We start from the raw sequence: 21,006 nt of genomic DNA on the forward strand, positions 1-21,006 counted from the left end.
TCCGCTTGGAATAGAGGATGAGGAAGAGGTTACGTATCAATCAGCGCCGATTACACAGCAACCTGCTATGCAACAAACACAAAAAGAAGTGCAAGTAAAACCACAGAAGGAAATGCAAGTGAAACCACAAAAAGAAGTACAGGTAAAACCACAGAAGGAAATGCAAGTGAAACCGCAAAAAGAAGTGCAGGTAAAGCCACAAAAAGAGGTGCAAAAAGAAAAGCCAATTCAAATAGAAAAACCAGTTGAAAAACCAGTTGAAAAACCGTCTGTTATTCAAAAACCAACTGTTATAGAAAAACAAAAACCAGCAGAAAAAGAAAACACAAAGTTTTCGGTAAATGTATTACCACAGCCGCCGCAACCACCAATAAAAGCAAAAAAAGAATATAAAATTTCAGATGTAATTAAAAAAGGAAGCGAGTTAATTGCTCCTCAAATTACTAAAATGAAACCTAATAACATCATTTCTCCGCAAACGAAAAAAGATAATATTGTGTCACCGCAAGTAAAGAAAGAAAATGTAGGAAATATCGTGTCACCACAAGTAAAGAAAGAAAACATAGGAAATATTGTGTCACCGCAAGTAAAGAAAGAAAATGTAGGGAATATCGTGTCACCGCAAGTGAAGAAAGAAAATGTAGGGAATATCGTGTCACCGCAAGTGAAGAAAGAAAATGTAGGGAATATCGTGTCACCGCAAGTGAAGAAAGAAAATGTAGGGAATATCGTGTCACCGCAAGTAAAGAAAGAAAATGTAGGGAATATCGTGTCACCGCAAGTGAAGAAAGAAAATGTAGGAAACATAGTGTCACCAAATGTATCGAAAGAAAATGTAGTTATTCCACAAGTAATACCGCCAAATATTCAAATACCAAACATCATGCCAATCATGGATAACAATCAACCACCAAACATCATGCCAATCATGGATAACAATCAACCACCAAACATCATGCCAATCATGGATAACAATCAACCACCAAACATCATGCCAATCATGGATAACAATCAACCACCAAATATCATGCCAATCATGGATAACAATCAACCACCAAATATCATGCCAATCATGGATAACAATCAACCGCCAAATATCATGCCAATCATGGATAATAACCCAATACCAAACATGATGCCGATAATGGATAATAATCAAATGCCAAATATGATGCCGATAATGGATAACAATCAAATGCCAAATATGATGCCGATAATGGATAACAATCAAATGCCGAATATGATGCCGATAATGGATAATAATCAAATGCCAAATATGATGCCGATAATGGATAACAATCAAATGCCGAATATGATGCCGATAATGGATAACAATCAAATGCCGAATATGATGCCGATAATGGATAATAATCAAATGCCGAATATGATGCCATATCAAATACCATACCAACAGCCTATGATGCCGCAAAATCCATATTATCAACAACAAAATCTATATCAAATGCCATATCAGCAAGGAGCACCGTTTGGACCGCAATATACGTCTATGCCAAATCCAAATATGATGCCAATGGATAATAATATGCCACCGCTCGTGCAAGGAGAGGAAGATTGTGGGTGCGGAGGAGAGAGTAGGCTATATAGTCCTCAACCTGGAGGGCCACAATACGCGAATCCTTTATATTATCAACCAACTCAATCGGCATATGCGCCACAGCCAGGAACGATGTATTATCAACCAGATCCACCAAATGTATTTGGGGAGCCGGTTTCAGAAGAAGAGGACGAAGAGGAAGTTTAAAAAAGGTGGGATTATTCCCGCCTTTTTTTTATGTAGAGTCGTTCTGAAAATGGAAGATTTACATCAAATGTTAGAAAATCCCCAGTGAAATATTAACAGTGTAAAAACCTTCTCTGTTACTCATCATAAGAGGGAGCTTTTCAGCAGAGAAGTTCATTCTAACAGAGGGGGTTTTTGTATTGAATACGAAAGTAAAAGTGATTGCTGCTTCTTTGTTAGTTACCAGTGCATTAGCTGCATGTGGTACACCAAAAGATAACAATGCAATGGATGGACGTAACTACAATTACGAGCGTACATCTTATAACGATACACACCAGTACCGTGATAATGTAACGCGTAATGATCGTTATACAGATTATGTAACATATAGAAATGGTCGTAACGATACAGGATATAACAATTATTACCGCGATGTAAATTACAACGGTCAAATTGCTAACCCGCATCCAACACGTAATATTACAATGAACAATTCATACATTAACAATGATGGTAAAACAGCAGAAAAAATAACAAATCGTGTAAAGCGTATGAATAACGTAGACCGCGTGTCTACAGTTGTATATGGAAACGATGTGGCGATTGCGGTAAAACCGCGTAATCCAGTATCGAATGAAACGGCACTTGCAAACGAAGTTCGTCAAGCCGTTGCAAATGAAGTTGGAAACAGAAATGTATATGTTTCTGTAAGAAATGACATGTTTACTCGTGTCGATGCAATGAGTACACGCCTACGTAATGGTACAGTTACAAACGATTTTAATCGTGATATAGGGAATATGTTCCGAGACATTCGTTACGGTTTAACTGGTACTATGCGATAGCAAAACAAAAGAGGAAGGGGTAGCCCTTCCTCTTTATTCATCGTTGTCTTGTAAACGACGTTTTTTAATGAAATAACTAATGGAATAAGAAATTAAAAAGCATATAAAGAAAATACTACCTGTTAGAATAGCCTCAAAGAGAGGTCTTTCTGGACTGAAAATGATATAAATAATGGCTATAATAGTTCCTGCAATAAGAGAGCGTAAAATAATTTTGTAATAAGGAGTTAACTTTATATCCTTTTCGCCTTCTTCTACATCGATAGAAACGCTTAACTGTAAATAACTAAGTACGATACTTGTAAGGATAAATAATAACCATAATGGAGATTTCGTAGTTTGATCCATTCCTTCAGTGAATCCGATATATCCTAAAATGCCAATTATACCAAGCGATTGAAAAAGAAAGGCAATACGTATGTTTTTTAATGTTTTCAGAATGAGACGTTCATCCTTTATTTTTTTCACAATATCCATCTCCTGTTTATTATGATTTCGCTGTTACATTAATTGTAACATATATATTGCATTTATCAATTTATAATTTACACTAAGTTCGTTTGAGTAAAAGAGGAAATAAAATATTTTTATAAACATGTTGCACTTATACTTTATTAATGTTATATTAACAAAGCGATGAGCTAATTTACGTAAGACGAGAGATATGCTTAAGTGCTAAACACGCGAATGTGGTCGTCTGGTCTCTCGCCGTAAACGCATCAAGACGCCTGCTTTGCAGGCGTCTTTCATTTTATATAAAAACAAATGCTAATGCAGATAAAGATAAAACTTTATCTGCATTTTTTTATTTTCGAGAGAAATGTAATATGGTCATTTATATGGATAAAACCTCCATTACCGGAAAAACTACTAATGAAAGTTTGATCTTGCCTAAAAGAGGTGAACGGAAATGAAATGGATACTGATTACGATGCAAGCTTTCGTTATGATGTTTTGTTTCGTTTATGAAACGAATGTGAAGGCGGAAGGGCCAGTACCAGAAGTAACAGAAAAAGAGCCTGAAGTTACAATTTTATTAGAGCGAATGTATGTTGATGGAGAAGTAAGTGAGGAAATCTTTACAGAAAAAGTAGCGGACTTAGAAAAGTTTTTACAGCAGTATAAAGAATGGCAGCTCGTTGATCGTGATGATGTACAAATTGTATTACAAAAGAAAGTTGATGATATTTCTCCGTTATTGAAGACGAGCGGTTATTTCGGTGTGTCAGAGGAAGGGATATTACAAATTTTTAAAGGTGTACCGAAAAGTGATAATGCGATTCATTCCTTCTTTCAAATTGATATGAAAAAGCTTGAGAGCTATGAGCGTGCGAAGTTGAAGCGTGGTATTCGCATTAAATCAAAAGAAGGTTTTGTGAAGACGATTGAAAAAATGAAGCAATACGCAGTGCAAAGTAAGAAAAAAAGCAGCTCGTGGTGAGCTGCTTTTTTTCTTACTTGTTTTTATCTAAAATTTGTTTTGCGATTTCATCAATTAGCATATCTTTTCCGATTGGATTGAAAGCTTTCGTATTGAAGATTTCATTTGATACTTCATATACGTGATTGTTTTTAACTGCTTTATTGTCTTTCCAAACGGCACTGTTTTTGTAGTCTTCGTAAACTTTATCAGCTTCGCCGCCAAAGTTTACAATAAACATTTGATCAGGTTGGAATGCAACAAGACCTTCTAGCGATACTTGTGCCATCGTTTGTTTTAAATCTGTACCTTTTGTTGCTGGAAGTTTTAAGTCATTAAAGATGATGTCACCGTATCCGAAGCTACCGTATACACGGAAGTTTTGTGGTGTAACTGCGACGAACATAAAGTTCTCATCTTTTGTTTTTTCTTTAATTTTTTTTGATAAAGAGTCTGCTTTTTTATCGTAGTCTGCAATCCATTTGTCTGCTTTCTTTTCTTCGTCAAATAGTTTACCTACTTCTTTAAACTTACCGCGCCAGTCTTCTAAGTTTGTTTCTAAAACAACTGTTGGTGCAACCTTTTCTAATTGATCATAGATCTTCAATTGACGATTATTTAAAATAATTAAGTCTGGTTTTAATGCAGTAACAGCTTCTAAATCAACTTTAGGTGCCCAGTACCAACCTACTGCTTTTACTCCGTCTAATTTTTCTGTTAAATGATTTTGGATTTTATCTTTATATGTGTTTGCTGTACCAACAGGTTTGTGTCCAAGAAGTAATAATTCTTCTGTTGATCCAGATAAGTCAACAATTCTCTTTGGATTTACTGGAATTGTAGCTTCCCCCTTAGCGTGTTTTACAACTTTTGTTTTCGGTTGTTCTTTCGCTTTCGATTCTTCTTTTTGAGAAGAACAGCCAACGATAGAAAGAACAACTAGCATAATAGTAAATAAAATAAATAGCTTCTGTTTCATCTTGATGTAACCCCTTTAATTAGTATTGATAATCATTATCGACTCTTGTATATTAAGGTGCTTCATACTTTCTGTCAATGGAAAATAACAGAAGTTTCAAATAGAGAACATTTGTTGGGGTAGTCTCGCTTTTCTATCATTAAATATGTTAAAATGGAATACATGATTTAAGAGGGAGAGATCGTATTTTGTTTGAATATGTTACAGGTTACGTGGAGTATGTAGGACCGGAATATGTCGTAATTGACCATAATGGAATTGGTTATCAAATTTTCACGCCAAATCCGTATGTATTTCAAAGAAGTAAGCAAGAAATCCGTGTCTATACATATCATTATGTGAGAGAAGATATTATGGCACTTTACGGGTTTAAAACACGTGAAGAGCGTTTATTATTTACAAAGTTGTTAGGTGTGTCTGGCATTGGACCAAAAGGTGCACTTGCAATTTTAGCTTCTGGTCAAACAGGACAGGTCGTTCAAGCGATTGAACATGAAGATGAGAAGTTTTTAGTGAAGTTCCCGGGCGTTGGAAAGAAAACAGCGCGCCAAATGATTTTAGATTTAAAAGGAAAACTAGCTGATGTCGTGCCAGATGCATTTGTTGATTTATTCTCAGACACAGAACGTTTTGATGAGAAGAAAGGTTCATCAGCTGAGCTTGATGAGGCGCTGGAAGCTCTGCGCGCACTTGGATACGCAGAACGAGAAGTTTCTCGCGTTGTACCAGAGTTATTAAAAGAATCATTAACGACGGATCAGTATATTAAAAAGGCACTTAGTCTTTTACTAAATGGTAAGAGGTGAGTATAATGGACGAACGTCTCCTTTCAGGGGAATCTGCATATGAAGATGCGGATTTAGAATATTCATTACGGCCACAGACGCTCCGTCAGTATATTGGCCAAGATAAAGCGAAACATAATTTAGAAGTGTTTATTGAAGCAGCGAAAATGCGTGAAGAAACGTTAGATCATGTGCTTCTATATGGACCACCAGGACTTGGTAAAACGACGCTTGCCAATATTATTGCTAATGAAATGGGCGTAAATGTTAGAACAACTTCAGGTCCAGCAATTGAAAGGCCGGGAGATTTAGCAGCTGTATTAACAGCACTTCAGCCGGGTGATGTATTATTTATTGATGAAATTCATCGTTTGCATAGGTCAATTGAAGAAGTGTTATATCCTGCGATGGAAGATTTTTGCCTTGATATCGTAATTGGAAAAGGGCCATCAGCACGGTCTGTACGTTTAGATTTACCGCCATTTACATTAGTTGGAGCAACGACCCGTGCGGGGGCATTATCAGCGCCGCTTCGTGACCGTTTCGGTGTACTTTCAAGATTAGAGTATTACACAGTAGATCAGCTTTCTGAGATTGTTGAACGTACAGCAGAAGTATTCGAAGTTGAAATTGATTCGTTAGCCGCACTAGAAATTGCAAGACGTGCTCGTGGTACACCTCGTATTGCGAATCGTTTATTACGACGTGTACGAGATTTCGCACAAGTTCGTGGTAACGGAACGGTTACAATGGAAATTACACAAATGGCGTTAGAACTACTGCAAGTAGATAAATTAGGTCTAGATCATATTGATCATAAATTATTGCTTGGTATTATTGAGAAATTCCGTGGTGGTCCAGTTGGATTAGAAACAGTTTCGGCAACGATTGGAGAAGAATCCCATACGATTGAAGATGTATATGAGCCGTATTTACTACAAATTGGCTTTTTACAACGAACGCCAAGGGGTCGAATTGTAACACCACTTGCTTATGAGCATTTCGGAATGGAGATACCAAAAGTATGACGGAGATGCCAAAATTGCTTATTACAGCAGGTATCTTACTTATCGTTGTTGGATTAGCTTGGAAGTTCATAGGAAGACTTCCAGGCGATATTTTTGTGAAAAAAGGAAACGTTACCTTTTATTTTCCTATCATCACATGTATTGTGTTAAGTATTGTATTATCTTTTATTATGTATATAATAAATCGATTTAAATAAGAAATAGGTGGATATAGTTATGGATATAAATCTGTTTGATTTTCATTTACCAGAAGAACTTATTGCACAAGTCCCATTAGAAGATCGTGAAACATCAAGATTAATGGTGTTAGACCGTGAAACAGGTGATATTGAGCATAAACATTTTACGGACATTCTTTCTTACTTACATGAGGGAGATTGCTTAGTTTTAAATGAAACAAAAGTAATGCCTGCTCGTTTGCACGGTGTGAAAGAAGATACAGGCGCACACATTGAAGTACTTCTTCTAAAGCAAGAAGAAGGCGATAAGTGGGAAACACTTGTTAAGCCAGCGAAACGTGTAAAAGAAGGAACTGTTATCTCTTTTGGCGAAGGGAAATTAAAAGCAACTTGCACAGGAACTGCAGATCAAGGTGGACGTCATCTTGAATTTTCATATGACGGCATCTTCTATGAAATTTTAGATGAACTTGGGGAAATGCCACTTCCTCCATATATTAAAGAGACGCTAGAAGATCGCGATCGCTATCAAACGGTATATGCGAAAGAAATTGGCTCAGCAGCAGCACCGACTGCAGGACTTCACTTTACAGAAGAGTTACTTGAGAAGTTAAAACAAAAAGGTGTTCAATTAGCGTTCATTACCCTACATGTAGGACTTGGAACATTTAGACCAGTTTCTGCCGATACGATTGAAGAACACCATATGCACGCAGAATATTACCATATGTCTGAAGAGACAGCGGCATTATTAAACCGTGTAAAAGAGAATGGTGGACGTATTATTACTGTAGGTACGACATCAACTCGTACGTTAGAAACAATTGCGACAGATCATGACGGCAAGCTTTGTGCTGCTTCTGGCTGGACAGACATCTTTATGTATCCAGGCTATGAATTTAAAGCAATTGATGGTTTAATTACAAACTTCCATTTACCGAAATCAACATTAATTATGCTTGTAAGTGCATTTGCAAATAGAGATAATGTACTTCATGCTTATAATGAAGCAGTAAAAGAAAAATATCGTTTCTTTAGCTTCGGTGATGCAATGTTCGTTGCATCTCACGCTAAAATGGGAAACAAATAAAAGGAGTAAATTATGACAGCAATTCGTTATGAATTTATTAAAACTTGTAAACAAACAGGTGCCCGTTTAGGACGTGTACATACGCCGCACGGTTCATTTGATACACCAACATTTATGCCAGTTGGTACACTTGCAACAGTTAAGACAATGTCACCAGAAGAATTAAAAGCAATGGATTCTGGCATTATTTTAAGTAATACGTATCATTTATGGCTACGCCCAGGTCACGAAATTATTCGTGAAGCAGGTGGTTTGCATAAATTTATGAACTGGGATCGTGCGATCTTAACGGACTCTGGTGGTTTCCAAGTATTCAGTTTAAGTGACTTCCGTCGTATTGAAGAGGAAGGCGTTCACTTCCGTAACCACTTAAATGGAGATAAATTATTCTTATCACCAGAAAAAGCGATGGAAATTCAAAATGCATTAGGATCGGATATTATGATGGCATTTGATGAGTGTCCACCTTTCCCGGCTACTTTTGAATATATGAAGAAATCTGTAGAACGTACAAGCCGCTGGGCAGAACGTTGCTTAAAAGCACATGAACGTCCACAAGATCAAGGTTTATTCGGTATCGTACAAGGCGGAGAGTTCGAAGAGCTTCGTCGTCAAAGTGCGAAAGACCTTGTTTCAATGGACTTCCCTGGTTATGCTATAGGTGGTTTATCTGTTGGGGAACCGAAAGATATTATGAACCGTGTACTTGAGTTTACAACACCACTTCTTCCAGATAATAAGCCACGTTACTTAATGGGAGTGGGTTCTCCTGACTCATTAATTGATGGTGCAATTCGCGGAGTTGATATGTTTGACTGCGTACTTCCAACTCGTATCGCTCGAAATGGTACGTGTATGACAAGTGAAGGTCGTCTAGTTGTAAAAAATGCGAAATTTGCAAGAGACTTCGGTCCACTTGATCCAAACTGTGATTGCTATACATGTAAAAATTACTCTCGTGCGTACATTCGTCACTTAATGAAATGTGATGAAACGTTTGGAATTCGTTTAACGTCTTATCACAACCTTCATTTTCTGTTAAACTTAATGGAGCAGGTGAGACAAGCTATTCGTGAAGACCGTCTTGGCGATTTCCGCGAAGAATTCTTTGAACAGTATGGCTTTAATAAACCGAATGCTAAAAACTTCTAATACATAATTTAAAAGGAGGAACAAAAGATGAATCCAGGTATGATGAATATCGTTATGATCGTTGCGATGTTTGCGATTTTCTATTTCTTATTAATTCGCCCGCAACAAAAGCGTCAAAAAGCAGTTGCTCAAATGCAAAATGAGTTAGCAAAAGGTGATGCTATCGTAACAATCGGTGGTTTACACGGTACGATTGAATCAGTAGATGAGACGAAAATCGTTATTAAATCTGGTGGTTCACACTTAACTTTCGATCGTAATGCGATTCGTGAAGTTGTGAAAAACTAATGAGGAAGGCCCTGCATGAAATGTGCAGGGCCTTTTTTAGTTATTTTGTTTTGACATATTTACCCCGAAAATACCACCGAGTGTACTCGCGCCCATTAATGCTAATTGATAAAGTAACTGAGAGTTCGATAAAGTTTGAGAGAAGCCTAAATAGTTAACTAGAAAAACAAGTATAGCGAATGTAAGACCTGTTGTGAAACCTACTAGCCAACCTTTCCCTTGTGCTTTTTTGCCGGCAGTAAATCCGGATATAAGCATAGATAAAAGAGCTAGTATAAAAATAGTAACGGCTAATGTCTCTTCAGTCATATCTGTAAACTTTAATAAAAGAGCCATAACCATGCTAATAATTGATGCAAAAATTAATAAGGTAATGATACCAAAGCCGATTGCGGTTGATAATTTTTTCGTTCCATCCATTTATACATTCCCCCTTTTTAATACAAGCATATTTTCTTTTTGCCCAAGTTAGACTAGTTTATTTTTTATAGGGGAGTCTGTATGTAAAAAAGAAGATGTAGAAATGGAATGGGTATCAATCATTGGCCGGACGATGCTTTTGTATATCATCATATTAATTATTTTTCGTCTTATGGGTAAACGTGAAATTGGAGAGTTAAGTGTATTAGATTTAGTCGTATTCATTATGCTTGGGGAAATGGCTGTAGTCGCAATTGAAAATACCGATAAATCACTCTGGCACCAATTAGTTCCGATGACTTTTCTTATGTGTATACAGATTATTTTGTCAGTCATTTCATTAAAGTTTCAACGATTTCGGCATTTAATAGAAGGTGAGCCGGCTATTCTTGTAAATGCGGGGAAAATTGATGAAAAGAAGATGAGAAAGCAGCGTTATAATATAGATGATTTATTGATGCAATTCAGGGAGCAAGGAGTTGGAGATATCCGAGATGTAGAATACGCTATTTTAGAACCATCTGGGAAGTTATCTGTCTTTCAAAAACAAAAAGGTAAACAGGATACATTGCAGTTTACTCTTCCTCTTATTATTGATGGAGAAATTCAATTGAATCATTTACAAATGATTGAACATACAGACGAATGGCTCATTGGAAAATTAAAAAACTTAGGTTATAACGATATCACACAAATTTTATACTGCAGCTTTCAAAACGGACAATTTTTTGTTGATTTGAAAGAAAACTAGAGGCTTACTATATGAAATAGTAAGCCCGTTTACTTCAAAAATGAAAGTTTTCGAATGATTGGAAGTCGACTTAACTCTTCTTTTCGAATGAGTTTGAAAGTGAAGAGGAGGATAATATAAACGATTGTTGTTAAAGTGATTTCCGATAATGTTTGTACGCCGAGTGAATGAGAGAAAATTATATATTTATGAAGGTAAAAACCGAAAGCACCTGCAATACCGATAGCAAGTCCGCCAAAAATGTAGTCTTTTGCGTAAATGGTAAATGTAATTTTCTTTAAAACAGTAGCGTAATGAAGGAATGTTACCGTCACTATATTTGCTGCAATTGCAAGGGCAACCCCCATCATTTGAAAATCTGGTCTTGAAGCTAGTACAAAAATAACGATTAATTTCACGATGGCACCAATAAATGTATTCATCATTGCAGCTCTTGCTAAGTTTAAAGCTTGTAAAACAGAGGTAAGTGGACTTTGAAAGTAATGAAATAAAAAGCAAGGTGCAAGAAGCTGGATGAATGCTGTTGCGCTATCCGATCCATACATAAGAGTTAAAATAGGAGAAGCGAATACGTATAATATAACGACTGACCACCCACCAGTAATTAATGAGATCCGAAGAGCTTGTTGTAGGCGGTGTTCCACTAATTTATGCTGTCTTTTAGCCATCGCTTCACTAATAGATGGAACGAGTGCTGTAGAAAGAGCGTATGTAATAAAGGCTGGCAGTGATAGAAGTGGGAATGCATAACCGTTTAATATACCGTATTGCTGGGTTGCGACAGAGGCAGCAACTCCGGCAATCGCTAAGCTTTGCATAACAACGATAGGTTCAAAAAAATATGAAACGGAACCGATTAAACGACTTCCTGTAGTTGGAAGCGCAATATCCATAAGAGAATAAAATGTACCCTTGCTCTCCTTTACAGTAGTGAAAAATCCAGAGCGTATAGATAAATGTTTTTCGCGCTGGAATAAAGTGAGTAAAAATAATAACGATGCAACTTCACCGAGAACGGCTGATAACATAGCGCCAGCTGCAGCATATTCTACGCCGTAAGGTAAAAATAACTGAATGCATATAGCGATAATTGTAATGCGGACAACTTGTTCTATAACTTGAGCATAAGCGCTAGGTTTCATATTTTGTTTCCCTTGGAAATAACCGCGTAAAACAGAAGAAACAGCAATAACAGGAACGACAGGCAAAATGGCCATTAATGGATAGTACGTTCGTTCATCAGTTAATAATGTTTTTGCTAAAATAGGTGTGAGGAGCATAATTCCGATTGTTAAAATGATACTAATAACGGATGTAACAGCTAATGATACTGTTAATATTTTTTTAACCCTTTGTTTATCGTTCACAGCTTCCGCTTCTGCTACAAATTTTGCGATTGCGACAGGAAGGCCGATTTGTGTTAATGTAATTGCTAGAATGAATGTAGGAACGGCCATCATATAAAGGCCAACACCTTCTTCCCCTAAAATACGTGCCATTACAATCCGGTTAATAAATCCAAGGATTTTGGTAATAAAGCCGGCTATCATTAAAATAAATGCGCCTTTTAAAAAGCTTTGTCTCGTCATGGTCTTCTCCTACCTTCTCAAAATCAGTGGAATGATTTACAATAATTTATATGCACGTATGAGACAAGAATGACAAGCATTTGAGAGAGTGAAGTATGAGAGTGCTCTTGAAAGTAGTTATTGCTGTCCATTAGAGCGGGATTAAAAGCGACTTTTCGTGCTGAAATAAGAAGGAGATGTTTATGTATGTTAGAAAAAGAGGCTTTGGTAGAATCATACCGCGGACAGTTACAAGTCGTTTTAGAAAGCAAAGTAGAAGAGTTTCACATGTTCGGTTATGACCGAGTAACAGATGATGATATTTGGAAGTTTCTTAAAGTGAAGAAGTGGAAAAAAATAAACGGTGATGTTAGATTGTATGAATTAGTAAATGATGTATTAAGAGTAAGTACTAATGAATATATGAATTATTTAACTGTTGAAGCATATCAAGCGCCACTTTGGTCATTTGATGAATATGAAAATAAATAACCGACTGCAATTGGTTTGTTCTTCCTTTTGCAGTATAATGATAGGTATTGATAATGAGGAAATAATTATGTCTAAGATTATATATAAAGGGGGTAGTGAAGAGAAAAAATAAATAATGAAAGTGTAGGTATTGTGAAAAACTTACCGACACAGCTAGTGATGAACTAGCAAAATTATAGAAAGGAAGTCTACTAACTAGGCGTATGCACACGTGTAAAAGTAAATCGTAAGGGATTTATTTAAAGTGTTAGTAGCAGAAAGAGGGTACATATGGCAAAGCGTGGTACGAGAATTGCCGCCTTTTTCTTCATCGTTTTATTAATCGGTGGAGTAATTGGTGCGGCAGGAAAAGACATAGCAAAAGGAATTAGTCTAGGACTAGACCTTCGCGGTGGTTTTGAAATTCTTTATGAAGTAAAACCAGCCAAAAAAGGTGATAAAATCGACCGAGAGGCACTTGTAAGTACAGTAGGTGCTCTTGAAAATCGTGTCAATGTTCTCGGTGTAAGTGAGCCGAACATTCAAATTGAAGGACAAGATCGAATTCGCGTACAGCTTGCTGGTGTACAAGATCAGCAAAAAGCACGTGAAATGTTATCAACACAAGCGAAATTAACATTCCGTGATGTGGATGATAATCTTCTTATGGACGGAACGGATTTAAAAGGCGGCGGAGCGAAGCAAACATTTGATGAACAAGGCCGTGCGAGCGTAGGTCTTACACTAAAAAACGCTGATAAATTCCGTGAAGTAACTGAAAAAATTTCAAAAATGCCACCACCAACGAATTTAATGGTAATTTGGCTTGATTTTGAAGAAGGAAAAGATTCGTATAAAGCAGAATCTGCAAAACCGAATCCGAAGTTCTTATCAGCAGCAACAGTAAGCCAAGTGTTTAATCAAGCTGAAGTATCTATCGTAGGTGGAAACTTCACAGTTGAAAGTGCGAAGCAACTTTCATCTTTATTAAATGCAGGTGCACTTCCTGTTGATTTAAAAGAAATGTATTCAACATCAGTTGGAGCGAAATTTGGTCAACAAGCATTAGAGCAAACGATTTTCGCTAGTGCAATCGGTATTGCTATTATCTTCTTATTTATGCTTGTATTCTACCGTTTACCAGGACTTGTAGCGGTTATTATGTTAGGCTTATACATTTTCGTTACATTACTTGTCTTTAACTGGATGCATGCAGTGCTTACGTTGCCAGGTATTGCGGCGTTAGTGCTCGGGGTAGGTATCGCAGTTGATGCGAATATTATTACGTACGAGAGACTGAAAGAAGAGCTGAAAATTGGTAAGTCCATGATGTCAGCATTCCGTGCGGGTAACCATCGTTCATTAGCGACAATTTTAGATGCCAATATTACAACAATTGCGGCAGCTGGTGTATTATTCGCTTATGGTAATAGCTCTGTAAAAGGTTTCGCAACAAGTTTAATCGTAAGTATTTTAGTTGGTTTCGTTACGAACGTATTCGGTACACGTTTCTTACTAAGTTTACTTGTAAAGAGCCGTTATTTCGATAAAAAACCAGGATATTTTGGTGTGAAACAAAAGGATATTATTCCATTAACAAAAGGTGTAGTACATCCACCAACGAAATTTGATCGTATTAACTTCGTAAATATCGGTCATAAATTCTTCTTATTCTCAATTGTAGTCGTAATTGCTGGGGCAATTATATTACCGATTTTCAAAATGAACCTTGGTATTGATTTTGCAAGTGGTACACGTATCGACTTGCAATCAAAACAAGCAGTTACTGTGTCTGATGTTCATAAAGATTTTAAAGAATTGAACATTGATGTAAAGGAAGAAAATATTGTACCAACTGGAGATGACAATAAAGGTTTCGCAGTTCGTACATTAGGTGTTCTATCAAAAGATGAAATTGCGAAAACAAAAACATTCTTCCACGATAAATATGGTACAGATCCAAACGTAAGTACAGTTTCGCCGACAATTGGGAAAGAAATTGCGAGAAATGCATTTATCGCAGTATTAATTGCTTCTGCAGTAATCGTTTTATATGTAAGTATTCGTTTCCGTCTTACTTACGCAGTATCTGCAGTAATCGCATTATTACATGATGCATTCGTTATGATTGTTATGTTTAGTCTTTTCCAGATAGAGGTAGACTTAACGTTTATCGCTGCAGTATTAACAATTATTGGTTACTCTATCAATGATTCAATCGTTACATTTGATAGAAACCGTGAGTTATACAAACAGAAAAAACGAGTTCGCGATATAAAAGATTTAGAAGAAATCGTAAACTCAAGTATTCGTCAAACAATTGGTCGTTCAATTAATACTGTGTTAACAGTTCTGTTCCCAGTAATTGCGCTACTTATTTTCGGTAGTGAATCACTGCGTAACTTCTCACTTGCATTATTAATTGGATTAGTTGTGGGTACGTACTCTTCTATTTTCGTTGCTTCTCAAATTTGGTTAATGCTTGAAAACCGTCGTTTGAAAAAGGGCAAAAACAAGAAGAAGGTTGAGAAAGTAGAATCTGAACCGCAAGTATAAAAAAGATGATGTCTCTTTATAAAATGTACCCTATAGAATAGACACTGAAAAAAAGTCTATTCTATAGGGTATTTCTTGTATAATGAGAGAAAATTGGGATCGGAGAAAGTTCAAAATGACAAAAAAGCTATTTACGGAAAGAGACATTCAAATTCTATCAAATAACCCCTACATAAAATCTGTAAGTCAGAAAGGTATCACTTATACAGATGAATTTAAGCGTATTTTTATTGAGGAAAATGAGAAAGGAAAACTACCTCGAAATATTTTTGAAGAATGTGGTTTTGATATAGATATAATTGGAATGAAACGAATTATGTCATCAGGAAGTAGATGGCGTGCTGCTTACAGAAAAAATGGTGTATTTGGTTTGCGAGATACACGCACCGAAAACGCGGGAAGAACTCTTGAGAGAGAGCTTACGTTAGAAGAGAAGTATGCTCGTTTAGAAGCCGAACGGAACTTACTAAAGGCAGAAAATGAATTGTTAAAAAAGATCAAACTTATGGAAGGGAGGATGAGAAGGAAATAACGTTATCACCTAGTCAGAAATATATCCTGATTCGTTCTGTTATCATAAAATATAACTTAAGAAATATGGTGAGTTATTTGTGTAAAGTAGCTGGTGTATCCCGTTCGGGATACTATAATTATTTTTCCATTTCATCTCAAGAACAACGGAAACAAAAGAACAATCAAGATGAAATCGTGAAAGAAATCATATTAAAAGCACTTCGATTTAGAAATCGAAAGAAAGGGGCTCGTCAAATAAAAATGACATTGGTGGGTCATTTTCAAGTTGTCTACAATTTAAAGCGTATCCGTAGAATCATGAAAAAATATGAGATTGTCTGTCCGATTCGGAAAGCAAATCCTTATAAAAGAATGCTGAAAGCTTCAAAAGAACATCGAGTAGTGCCGAATCAATTAAATCGAGAATTTAAACAAAATATCCCAGGAAAAACGCTTCTTACAGATATCACTTATTTAATTTACGGTAAGAATAAAAGAGCTTATTTATCTACAATTTTAGATGGCTCAACCAATGAAATTTTAGCTTACCATGTTTCAGAACAGATGACATTAGACCTCGTAACAACAACTCTTCATAAACTAAAACGGAATAAGAGGATTCCATTGACTGAAGGCGCATATATTCATTCAGATCAAGGAGCCCACTACACAAGCCCTACCTACCAAAAATTAGTCAAAAAGCTAAAGCTCGGACAATCTATGTCAAGAAGAGGGAACTGTTGGGATAACGCTCCACAAGAATCATTTTTTGGTCATCTGAAAGATGAAGCACATATAAAACCTTGCGAGTCTTTTACTGAGTTGAAACAAGAGATTAAGAAATATATGACGTACTATAATCACTATAGATATCAATGGAATTTAAAAAAGATGACTCCTGTTGGATACAGAAATCATCTTCTTGATGTTGCCTAACTTTTTTCAAAATGTCCTTTACAAAGGGTACAGATTATTATGAGGCATCTCTTTTTTCGTTTGTGGATACAATAAGATAGCAACTTTTTAACAGAAGGAAGATGGAAGAAAGTGGTGGTGTTATCGCTGTTTTTGTTACAATAAAAAGATAGGTTAAGAAAAGAAGGGATTTTAATTATGGAAAAAGATGAACGTTTTAAACAGGCCGAGTTTGGTGCTATTGTCGGGATCGTTGGTAATATTATATTAGCGATTGTAAAGGCGGTAATTGGTTATATTGGGAACAGTAAAGCGTTATTAGCGGATGCTGTGCATTCTGCATCAGATGTAATTGGTTCGCTAGCTGTACTGTTTGGATTGCGAGCAGCAAAGCAGCCGCCCGATGAAGATCATCCGTATGGTCATGGTAAAGCGGAATCGATTTCAGCGATTATTGTTGCAGTTTTATTATTTATTGTGGGAATCGAGATAGCGATTTCATCTATAAAAGCTTTTTCGCAGGAACTAGAACCACCGAAGGGAATTACGATTTTTGCTGTTGTTCTTTCAATTATCGTGAAAGAAGGAATGTTTCAATATAAATTCCGATTAGGGAAGAGGGTAAATAGTGATGCAATTATTGCAAATGCATATGAACATCGTTCGGATGTATTTTCTTCAATTGCAGCTTTAATTGGTATTTGTGCAGCGATTATGGGTGGTAAGTTCGGGGTAGATTGGCTTGTATATGCCGATCCAATTGCAGGATTATTTGTTTCACTTCTTGTTGCAAAAATGGCATGGAGTATTGGGGCAGAAGCAATTCATGCAACGCTTGATCATGTTCTTCATGAGGAAGATGTTGTTCCGCTTAGAGAAGCAGTACTTCAAATAGATGGTGTGAAAAAAATCGGTTCTTTATATGCAAGGGAGCATGGTCATTACGTTATTGTTGATATTAAAGTTTCTGTAGATCCATACATTACTGTAGAAGAAGGGCACCGCATTGGAAAGCATGTGAAAGAAACGCTTATGGAACAAGATAACGTACAAAATGTGTTTGTACATATAAATCCGTATTCTCCAAATTAAACATTATTAACATTTTGGTATATAGATATTGCAGCGTAGTTTGCATTATATTGTCACCCCTTAATCTGTCTTGTATAATGAACAGGTTAAGGGGTGATTTCGTGTTACAACCGAAGACGCGTTGGAAAGAAAAAGAATATAATGACGAGCGAGTGAGTGAATTAGCAAGTAAATTAAAATTATCACCACTTGTCGTTTCATTATTCCTCGGTAGAGGACTAGATACAGAAGATAAGATTTTAGATTTTTTAAATACAGAAAATCAAGAATTTCATGATCCATTTTTATTAGAAGGAATGGATAGAACGGTAGAACGTGTAAATAAGGCGATTCAAAATGGAGAGCAAATATTAATATTTGGTGACTACGATGCGGACGGAGTAAGTAGTACGACTGTGTTATATCTTGCTTTGCAAGAATTAGGTGCAAATGTAGAATTTTATATCCCAAACCGTTTCACAGAAGGTTATGGACCAAACGAAGAAGCATTTCGTTGGGCGCATAGCGCAGGATTCTCACTAATTATTACTGTCGATACTGGTATCGCAGCAGTACATGAAGCGAAGGTAGCGAAGGAGCTTGGAATAGATCTTATTATTACAGATCACCATGAGCCACCACCAGAATTGCCAGAAGCACTTGCGATTATTCATCCGAAATTAGATGGCGGTGTATATCCGTTTCACTATTTAGCTGGTGTAGGTGTTGCATTTAAAGTTGCACATGCACTACTAGGTCGTGTACCAGAACATTTATTAGAAATTGCAGTAATTGGTACAGTAGCCGATTTAGTGTCACTTCATGGTGAGAATAGATTGCTAGTGAAGCGCGGTTTAAAACATATGCGCATGACGAAAAATATCGGACTAAAGGCGCTATTTAAAGTTGCTAACGTTTCGCAAAGTGAAATTACAGAAGAGAGCATTGGATTCTCACTCGCACCACGTATTAATGCAGTTGGCCGTTTAGAAGATGCTACGCCGGCTGTACATCTTTTATTATCAGATGATCCAGAAGAAGCGAAAGAGCTAGCTGAAGAAATTGATGAGCTGAACAAACTGCGAAAAGATATTGTAAAGCAAATTACAGAAGAAGCTATCGCTGAAGTGGAAAATAATTTCCCGCCAGAAGACAATAAAGTACTAGTACTGGCAAAAGAAGGCTGGAATCCAGGTGTAATTGGAATTGTCGCATCTAAATTAGTTGAACGTTTTTATCGTCCAACGATTGTATTATGCATTGATCCTGTAAAAGAAACAGCAAAAGGTTCAGCACGTAGTATTGCAGGATTTGATTTGTTTGCAAACTTGTCAGATTGTAGAAAGTTATTGCCACACTTCGGAGGGCATCCGATGGCAGCGGGAATGACGCTACATATGAATGATGTAGATGAATTGCGCCGCCGCTTAAATGAACAAGCAGAGGTAATTTTAACAGAAGAAGATTTTATTCCGATTACAGCTGTTGATGTCTTTTGTAAAGTGGACGATGTAACACTGGCAGCAATTGAAGACATGCAAAAGTTAGCGCCATTTGGTGTTGGAAATCCAAAACCGCGTATTGCAGTGAAGGATGCAGAGCTAGAAAGTATTCGTGCAATCGGATCAGACGGTTCACATTTGAAAATGGCTCTTCGCGATGGACAAGCGACACTGGATACAATCGGATTTGGCTTTGGTGCGTATGCGAAAGAAATTTCTCCAGTTGCAAAGGTATCTGTAATAGGGGAAGCATCTATCAATGAATGGAATAATTTTAAGAAGCCGCAATTAATGGTGCAAGATATTGCTGTAGAGGCGTGGCAATTATTTGATTGGCGTAGTATGCGTAACGTAGAAGCGAATGTAGAAGAACTTCCGAAAGAAAAAATAACGATGGTGTATTTTTCTGAAGAGGTATTGAATAAATTTTCTTTAGAAGACTATAAAGAGCATATTATGCATGCATCAGAAGTAACTCATTTAGACAATCAATACATCGTGTTACTTGATTTGCCAAAAGGAACAGATGAATTACGAGATTTATTTAAAGTCGGGTTCCCGTCGCGAATTTATACGCTATTTTATCAAGAGAATAATCATTTATTTAGTACTGTTCCAACGAGGGAACATTTTAAATGGTACTATTCGTTCTTGAGCCAAAAAGCACCATTTTCTTTAAGACAATATGGAGAACAACTATGTCGACATAAAGGTTGGTCAAAAGATACAGTAAATTTCATGACACAGGTGTTTTTTGAGTTAGAATTTGTTACAATAAAAGATGGCGTCATTTTTATGGCAGACAAAAAACAAAAGCGTGATTTAATTGAATCGAGCACATATCGTGAGAAAATGAACCACTTACAATTAGAAAAAGAATTGGTTTATAGCACATATCAACAACTATATACATGGTTTGAAACGATTCGTAATCATAAAGAAGTAGAACAGTTAGGGTAAAGGATTTGTATTTACAAACCTTTTAGATCTGAGGAGGATTCAGAAATATGGATTTCAAGCAACATATCGCAATTGTACCGGATTATCCAAAAGAAGGTATTGTATTTAAAGACATTACACCGTTAATGAACGACGGTAAAGCATACAAAGCAGCAACAGATGCAATCGTTGAGTATGCAAAGAAAAGAGACATTGACGTTGTAGTAGGGCCAGAAGCACGTGGCTTTATTATCGGTTGCCCAGTTTCTTATGCGTTAGAAGTAGGTTTTGCACCAGTTCGTAAATTAGGGAAATTACCACGTGAAGTAATTACAGTTGACTACGGTAAAGAATATGGTAAAGATGTTTTAACAATCCATAAAGATGCAATTAAGCCAGGTCAACGCGTATTAATTACAGATGATCTATTAGCTACAGGTGGAACAATTGAAGCGACAATTAAGCTAGTTGAAGAACTTGGCGGAGTTGTAGCAGGAATTGCATTCTTAGTAGAGCTTACTTACTTAGATGGTCGTAAAATGTTAGATGGTTACGATGTATTAGTATTAGAAAAATACTAATCACTATATAGGTAAAACTACGGTGATAAAAAGTACCCGTGAATCTCTTGGAGAGGAGCGGGTACTTTTGTATAATTGCACAAAAAAATAATGTAAAATGTCAGTAAAATCTTTTCCTTTTCACAATTCACAATCATTAGGTTATAATGATAGAATATAATTTATTCTATTTAATTAAGATAAAGTCAATTTTCAATAAAAGGTGATTC

General features: G+C 36.4%; 19 protein-coding genes. 15 read left to right on the forward strand and 4 right to left on the reverse strand.

Annotated elements, in window-relative coordinates; genetic code table 11:
• Positions 1-1,941: 1,941 nt before the first annotated feature.
• Complete coding sequence (locus QCI46_RS05210; protein ID WP_048565738.1) at positions 1,942-2,589, forward strand: YhcN/YlaJ family sporulation lipoprotein; 648 nt, start codon at positions 1,942-1,944, stop codon at positions 2,587-2,589.
• A 33-nt stretch (positions 2,590-2,622) separates the two neighbouring features.
• On the opposite strand, the gene QCI46_RS05215 is transcribed toward QCI46_RS05210, so the two are convergent.
• Entirely contained in the window at positions 2,623-3,066 is a 444-nt protein-coding gene (locus QCI46_RS05215) for a branched-chain amino acid ABC transporter substrate-binding protein (protein WP_137012184.1), read from the reverse strand.
• A gap of 433 nt (positions 3,067-3,499) precedes the next feature.
• Between QCI46_RS05215 and QCI46_RS05220 the strand changes: the two genes are divergently transcribed.
• Positions 3,500-4,030, forward strand: coding sequence for a BofC C-terminal domain-containing protein (locus QCI46_RS05220; protein ID WP_327958345.1), 531 nt, complete (start codon positions 3,500-3,502; stop codon positions 4,028-4,030).
• Between the two features lie 13 nt (positions 4,031-4,043).
• On the opposite strand, the gene QCI46_RS05225 is transcribed toward QCI46_RS05220, so the two are convergent.
• On the reverse strand, positions 4,044-4,988 hold the full coding sequence (locus QCI46_RS05225; RefSeq protein WP_000810672.1) for an iron-hydroxamate ABC transporter substrate-binding protein: 945 nt from the start codon (positions 4,986-4,988) through the stop codon (positions 4,044-4,046).
• Positions 4,989-5,176: 188 nt separating this feature from the next.
• On the opposite strand from QCI46_RS05225, the gene ruvA reads away from it, so the two are divergent.
• Genes ruvA through yajC form a run of 6 tightly spaced genes read left to right on the forward strand, consistent with a single transcriptional unit; the run spans position 5,177 to position 9,510 of the window.
• Positions 5,177-5,794 carry a Holliday junction DNA helicase RuvA gene (ruvA, locus tag QCI46_RS05230; protein ID WP_000464511.1) on the forward strand — a complete coding sequence of 206 codons (618 nt, stop codon included), beginning with the start codon at positions 5,177-5,179 and terminating at the stop codon, positions 5,792-5,794.
• Positions 5,795-5,799: 5 nt separating this feature from the next.
• Positions 5,800-6,801 carry a Holliday junction branch migration DNA helicase RuvB gene (gene ruvB, locus QCI46_RS05235; protein WP_353839744.1) on the forward strand — a complete coding sequence of 334 codons (1,002 nt, stop codon included), beginning with the start codon at positions 5,800-5,802 and terminating at the stop codon, positions 6,799-6,801.
• A complete protein-coding gene (locus QCI46_RS05240; RefSeq protein ID WP_000138162.1) occupies positions 6,798-6,998 on the forward strand; it encodes a DUF2905 domain-containing protein in 201 nt (66 codons plus the stop codon). The genes ruvB and QCI46_RS05240 overlap by 4 nt, the downstream gene beginning before the upstream one ends.
• A 19-nt stretch (positions 6,999-7,017) precedes the next feature.
• Entirely contained in the window at positions 7,018-8,070 is a 1,053-nt protein-coding gene (gene queA / locus QCI46_RS05245; RefSeq protein ID WP_048565737.1) for a tRNA preQ1(34) S-adenosylmethionine ribosyltransferase-isomerase QueA, read from the forward strand.
• A 12-nt stretch (positions 8,071-8,082) separates the two neighbouring features.
• Complete coding sequence (gene tgt / locus QCI46_RS05250; protein WP_000125359.1) at positions 8,083-9,222, forward strand: tRNA guanosine(34) transglycosylase Tgt; 1,140 nt, start codon at positions 8,083-8,085, stop codon at positions 9,220-9,222.
• Positions 9,223-9,249: 27 nt separating this feature from the next.
• Positions 9,250-9,510: a preprotein translocase subunit YajC gene (gene yajC, locus QCI46_RS05255; protein WP_001068064.1), complete on the forward strand. Its 261-nt coding sequence runs from the start codon at positions 9,250-9,252 to the stop codon at positions 9,508-9,510.
• A gap of 36 nt (positions 9,511-9,546) precedes the next feature.
• Here yajC and QCI46_RS05260 read toward each other — a convergent pair whose 3' ends face one another.
• Positions 9,547-9,930 (reverse strand): TIGR04086 family membrane protein, encoded by a 384-nt coding sequence (locus QCI46_RS05260; RefSeq protein WP_000349129.1) that lies wholly within the window; start codon positions 9,928-9,930, stop codon positions 9,547-9,549.
• 103 nt (positions 9,931-10,033) lie between these two features.
• Here QCI46_RS05260 and QCI46_RS05265 point away from each other — a divergent pair, with 103 nt between their 5' ends.
• Complete coding sequence (locus tag QCI46_RS05265; protein ID WP_353839745.1) at positions 10,034-10,681, forward strand: DUF421 domain-containing protein; 648 nt, start codon at positions 10,034-10,036, stop codon at positions 10,679-10,681.
• Between the two features lie 29 nt (positions 10,682-10,710).
• Here the strand turns inward: QCI46_RS05265 and spoVB are convergent, their stop codons facing one another.
• Entirely contained in the window at positions 10,711-12,270 is a 1,560-nt protein-coding gene (gene spoVB / locus QCI46_RS05270) for a stage V sporulation protein B (protein WP_353839746.1), read from the reverse strand.
• Positions 12,271-12,456: 186 nt separating this feature from the next.
• Here spoVB and QCI46_RS05275 point away from each other — a divergent pair, with 186 nt between their 5' ends.
• The 6 genes from QCI46_RS05275 to QCI46_RS05300 all read left to right on the forward strand — a co-directional run bounded on the left by QCI46_RS05275 (position 12,457) and on the right by QCI46_RS05300 (position 20,797).
• The gene (locus QCI46_RS05275) at positions 12,457-12,741 is read left to right on the forward strand and encodes a post-transcriptional regulator (protein WP_000890214.1); all 285 of its coding nucleotides are present in this window, start codon (positions 12,457-12,459) and stop codon (positions 12,739-12,741) included.
• Between the two features lie 270 nt (positions 12,742-13,011).
• A complete protein-coding gene (gene secDF, locus QCI46_RS05280; RefSeq protein ID WP_327958352.1) occupies positions 13,012-15,276 on the forward strand; it encodes a protein translocase subunit SecDF in 2,265 nt (754 codons plus the stop codon).
• Between the two features lie 115 nt (positions 15,277-15,391).
• A protein-coding gene (locus QCI46_RS05285; RefSeq protein WP_353839582.1) for an IS3 family transposase occupies positions 15,392-16,725 on the forward strand; the annotation gives its coding sequence in 2 pieces (ribosomal slippage) (positions 15,392-15,779 and positions 15,779-16,725; 1,335 coding nt in all).
• Positions 16,726-16,902: 177 nt separating this feature from the next.
• Positions 16,903-17,796: a cation diffusion facilitator family transporter gene (locus QCI46_RS05290; RefSeq protein ID WP_327958354.1), complete on the forward strand. Its 894-nt coding sequence runs from the start codon at positions 16,903-16,905 to the stop codon at positions 17,794-17,796.
• Positions 17,797-17,897: 101 nt separating this feature from the next.
• Positions 17,898-20,237, forward strand: a complete 2,340-nt coding sequence (gene recJ, locus QCI46_RS05295) for a single-stranded-DNA-specific exonuclease RecJ (protein ID WP_353839747.1) — start codon at positions 17,898-17,900, stop codon at positions 20,235-20,237.
• A gap of 47 nt (positions 20,238-20,284) precedes the next feature.
• Positions 20,285-20,797 carry an adenine phosphoribosyltransferase gene (locus QCI46_RS05300; protein ID WP_000346221.1) on the forward strand — a complete coding sequence of 171 codons (513 nt, stop codon included), beginning with the start codon at positions 20,285-20,287 and terminating at the stop codon, positions 20,795-20,797.
• Positions 20,798-21,006: the final 209 nt, after the last annotated feature.

Source organism: Bacillus cereus group sp. RP32 (assembly GCF_040459735.1).
GTDB classification, from domain to species: Bacteria; Bacillota; Bacilli; order Bacillales; family Bacillaceae_G; genus Bacillus_A; species Bacillus_A wiedmannii.

What these genes read in the sequence shown, in the direction of transcription:
- QCI46_RS05215 (WP_137012184.1), bottom strand. Translation starts at nt 3,066, where the DNA reads ATGGATATTGTGAAAAAAATAAAGGATGAACGTCTCATTCTGAAAACA.
- QCI46_RS05220 (WP_327958345.1), top strand. Translation starts at nt 3,500, where the DNA reads ATGAAATGGATACTGATTACGATGCAAGCTTTCGTTATGATGTTTTGT.
- QCI46_RS05225 (WP_000810672.1), bottom strand. Translation starts at nt 4,988, where the DNA reads ATGAAACAGAAGCTATTTATTTTATTTACTATTATGCTAGTTGTTCTT.
- ruvB (WP_353839744.1), top strand. Translation starts at nt 5,800, where the DNA reads ATGGACGAACGTCTCCTTTCAGGGGAATCTGCATATGAAGATGCGGAT.
- QCI46_RS05240 (WP_000138162.1), top strand. Translation starts at nt 6,798, where the DNA reads ATGACGGAGATGCCAAAATTGCTTATTACAGCAGGTATCTTACTTATC.
- queA (WP_048565737.1), top strand. Translation starts at nt 7,018, where the DNA reads ATGGATATAAATCTGTTTGATTTTCATTTACCAGAAGAACTTATTGCA.
- tgt (WP_000125359.1), top strand. Translation starts at nt 8,083, where the DNA reads ATGACAGCAATTCGTTATGAATTTATTAAAACTTGTAAACAAACAGGT.
- yajC (WP_001068064.1), top strand. Translation starts at nt 9,250, where the DNA reads ATGAATCCAGGTATGATGAATATCGTTATGATCGTTGCGATGTTTGCG.
- QCI46_RS05260 (WP_000349129.1), bottom strand. Translation starts at nt 9,930, where the DNA reads ATGGATGGAACGAAAAAATTATCAACCGCAATCGGCTTTGGTATCATT.
- QCI46_RS05265 (WP_353839745.1), top strand. Translation starts at nt 10,034, where the DNA reads ATGGAATGGGTATCAATCATTGGCCGGACGATGCTTTTGTATATCATC.
- spoVB (WP_353839746.1), bottom strand. Translation starts at nt 12,270, where the DNA reads ATGACGAGACAAAGCTTTTTAAAAGGCGCATTTATTTTAATGATAGCC.
- QCI46_RS05275 (WP_000890214.1), top strand. Translation starts at nt 12,457, where the DNA reads ATGTTAGAAAAAGAGGCTTTGGTAGAATCATACCGCGGACAGTTACAA.
- secDF (WP_327958352.1), top strand. Translation starts at nt 13,012, where the DNA reads ATGGCAAAGCGTGGTACGAGAATTGCCGCCTTTTTCTTCATCGTTTTA.
- QCI46_RS05290 (WP_327958354.1), top strand. Translation starts at nt 16,903, where the DNA reads ATGGAAAAAGATGAACGTTTTAAACAGGCCGAGTTTGGTGCTATTGTC.
- QCI46_RS05300 (WP_000346221.1), top strand. Translation starts at nt 20,285, where the DNA reads ATGGATTTCAAGCAACATATCGCAATTGTACCGGATTATCCAAAAGAA.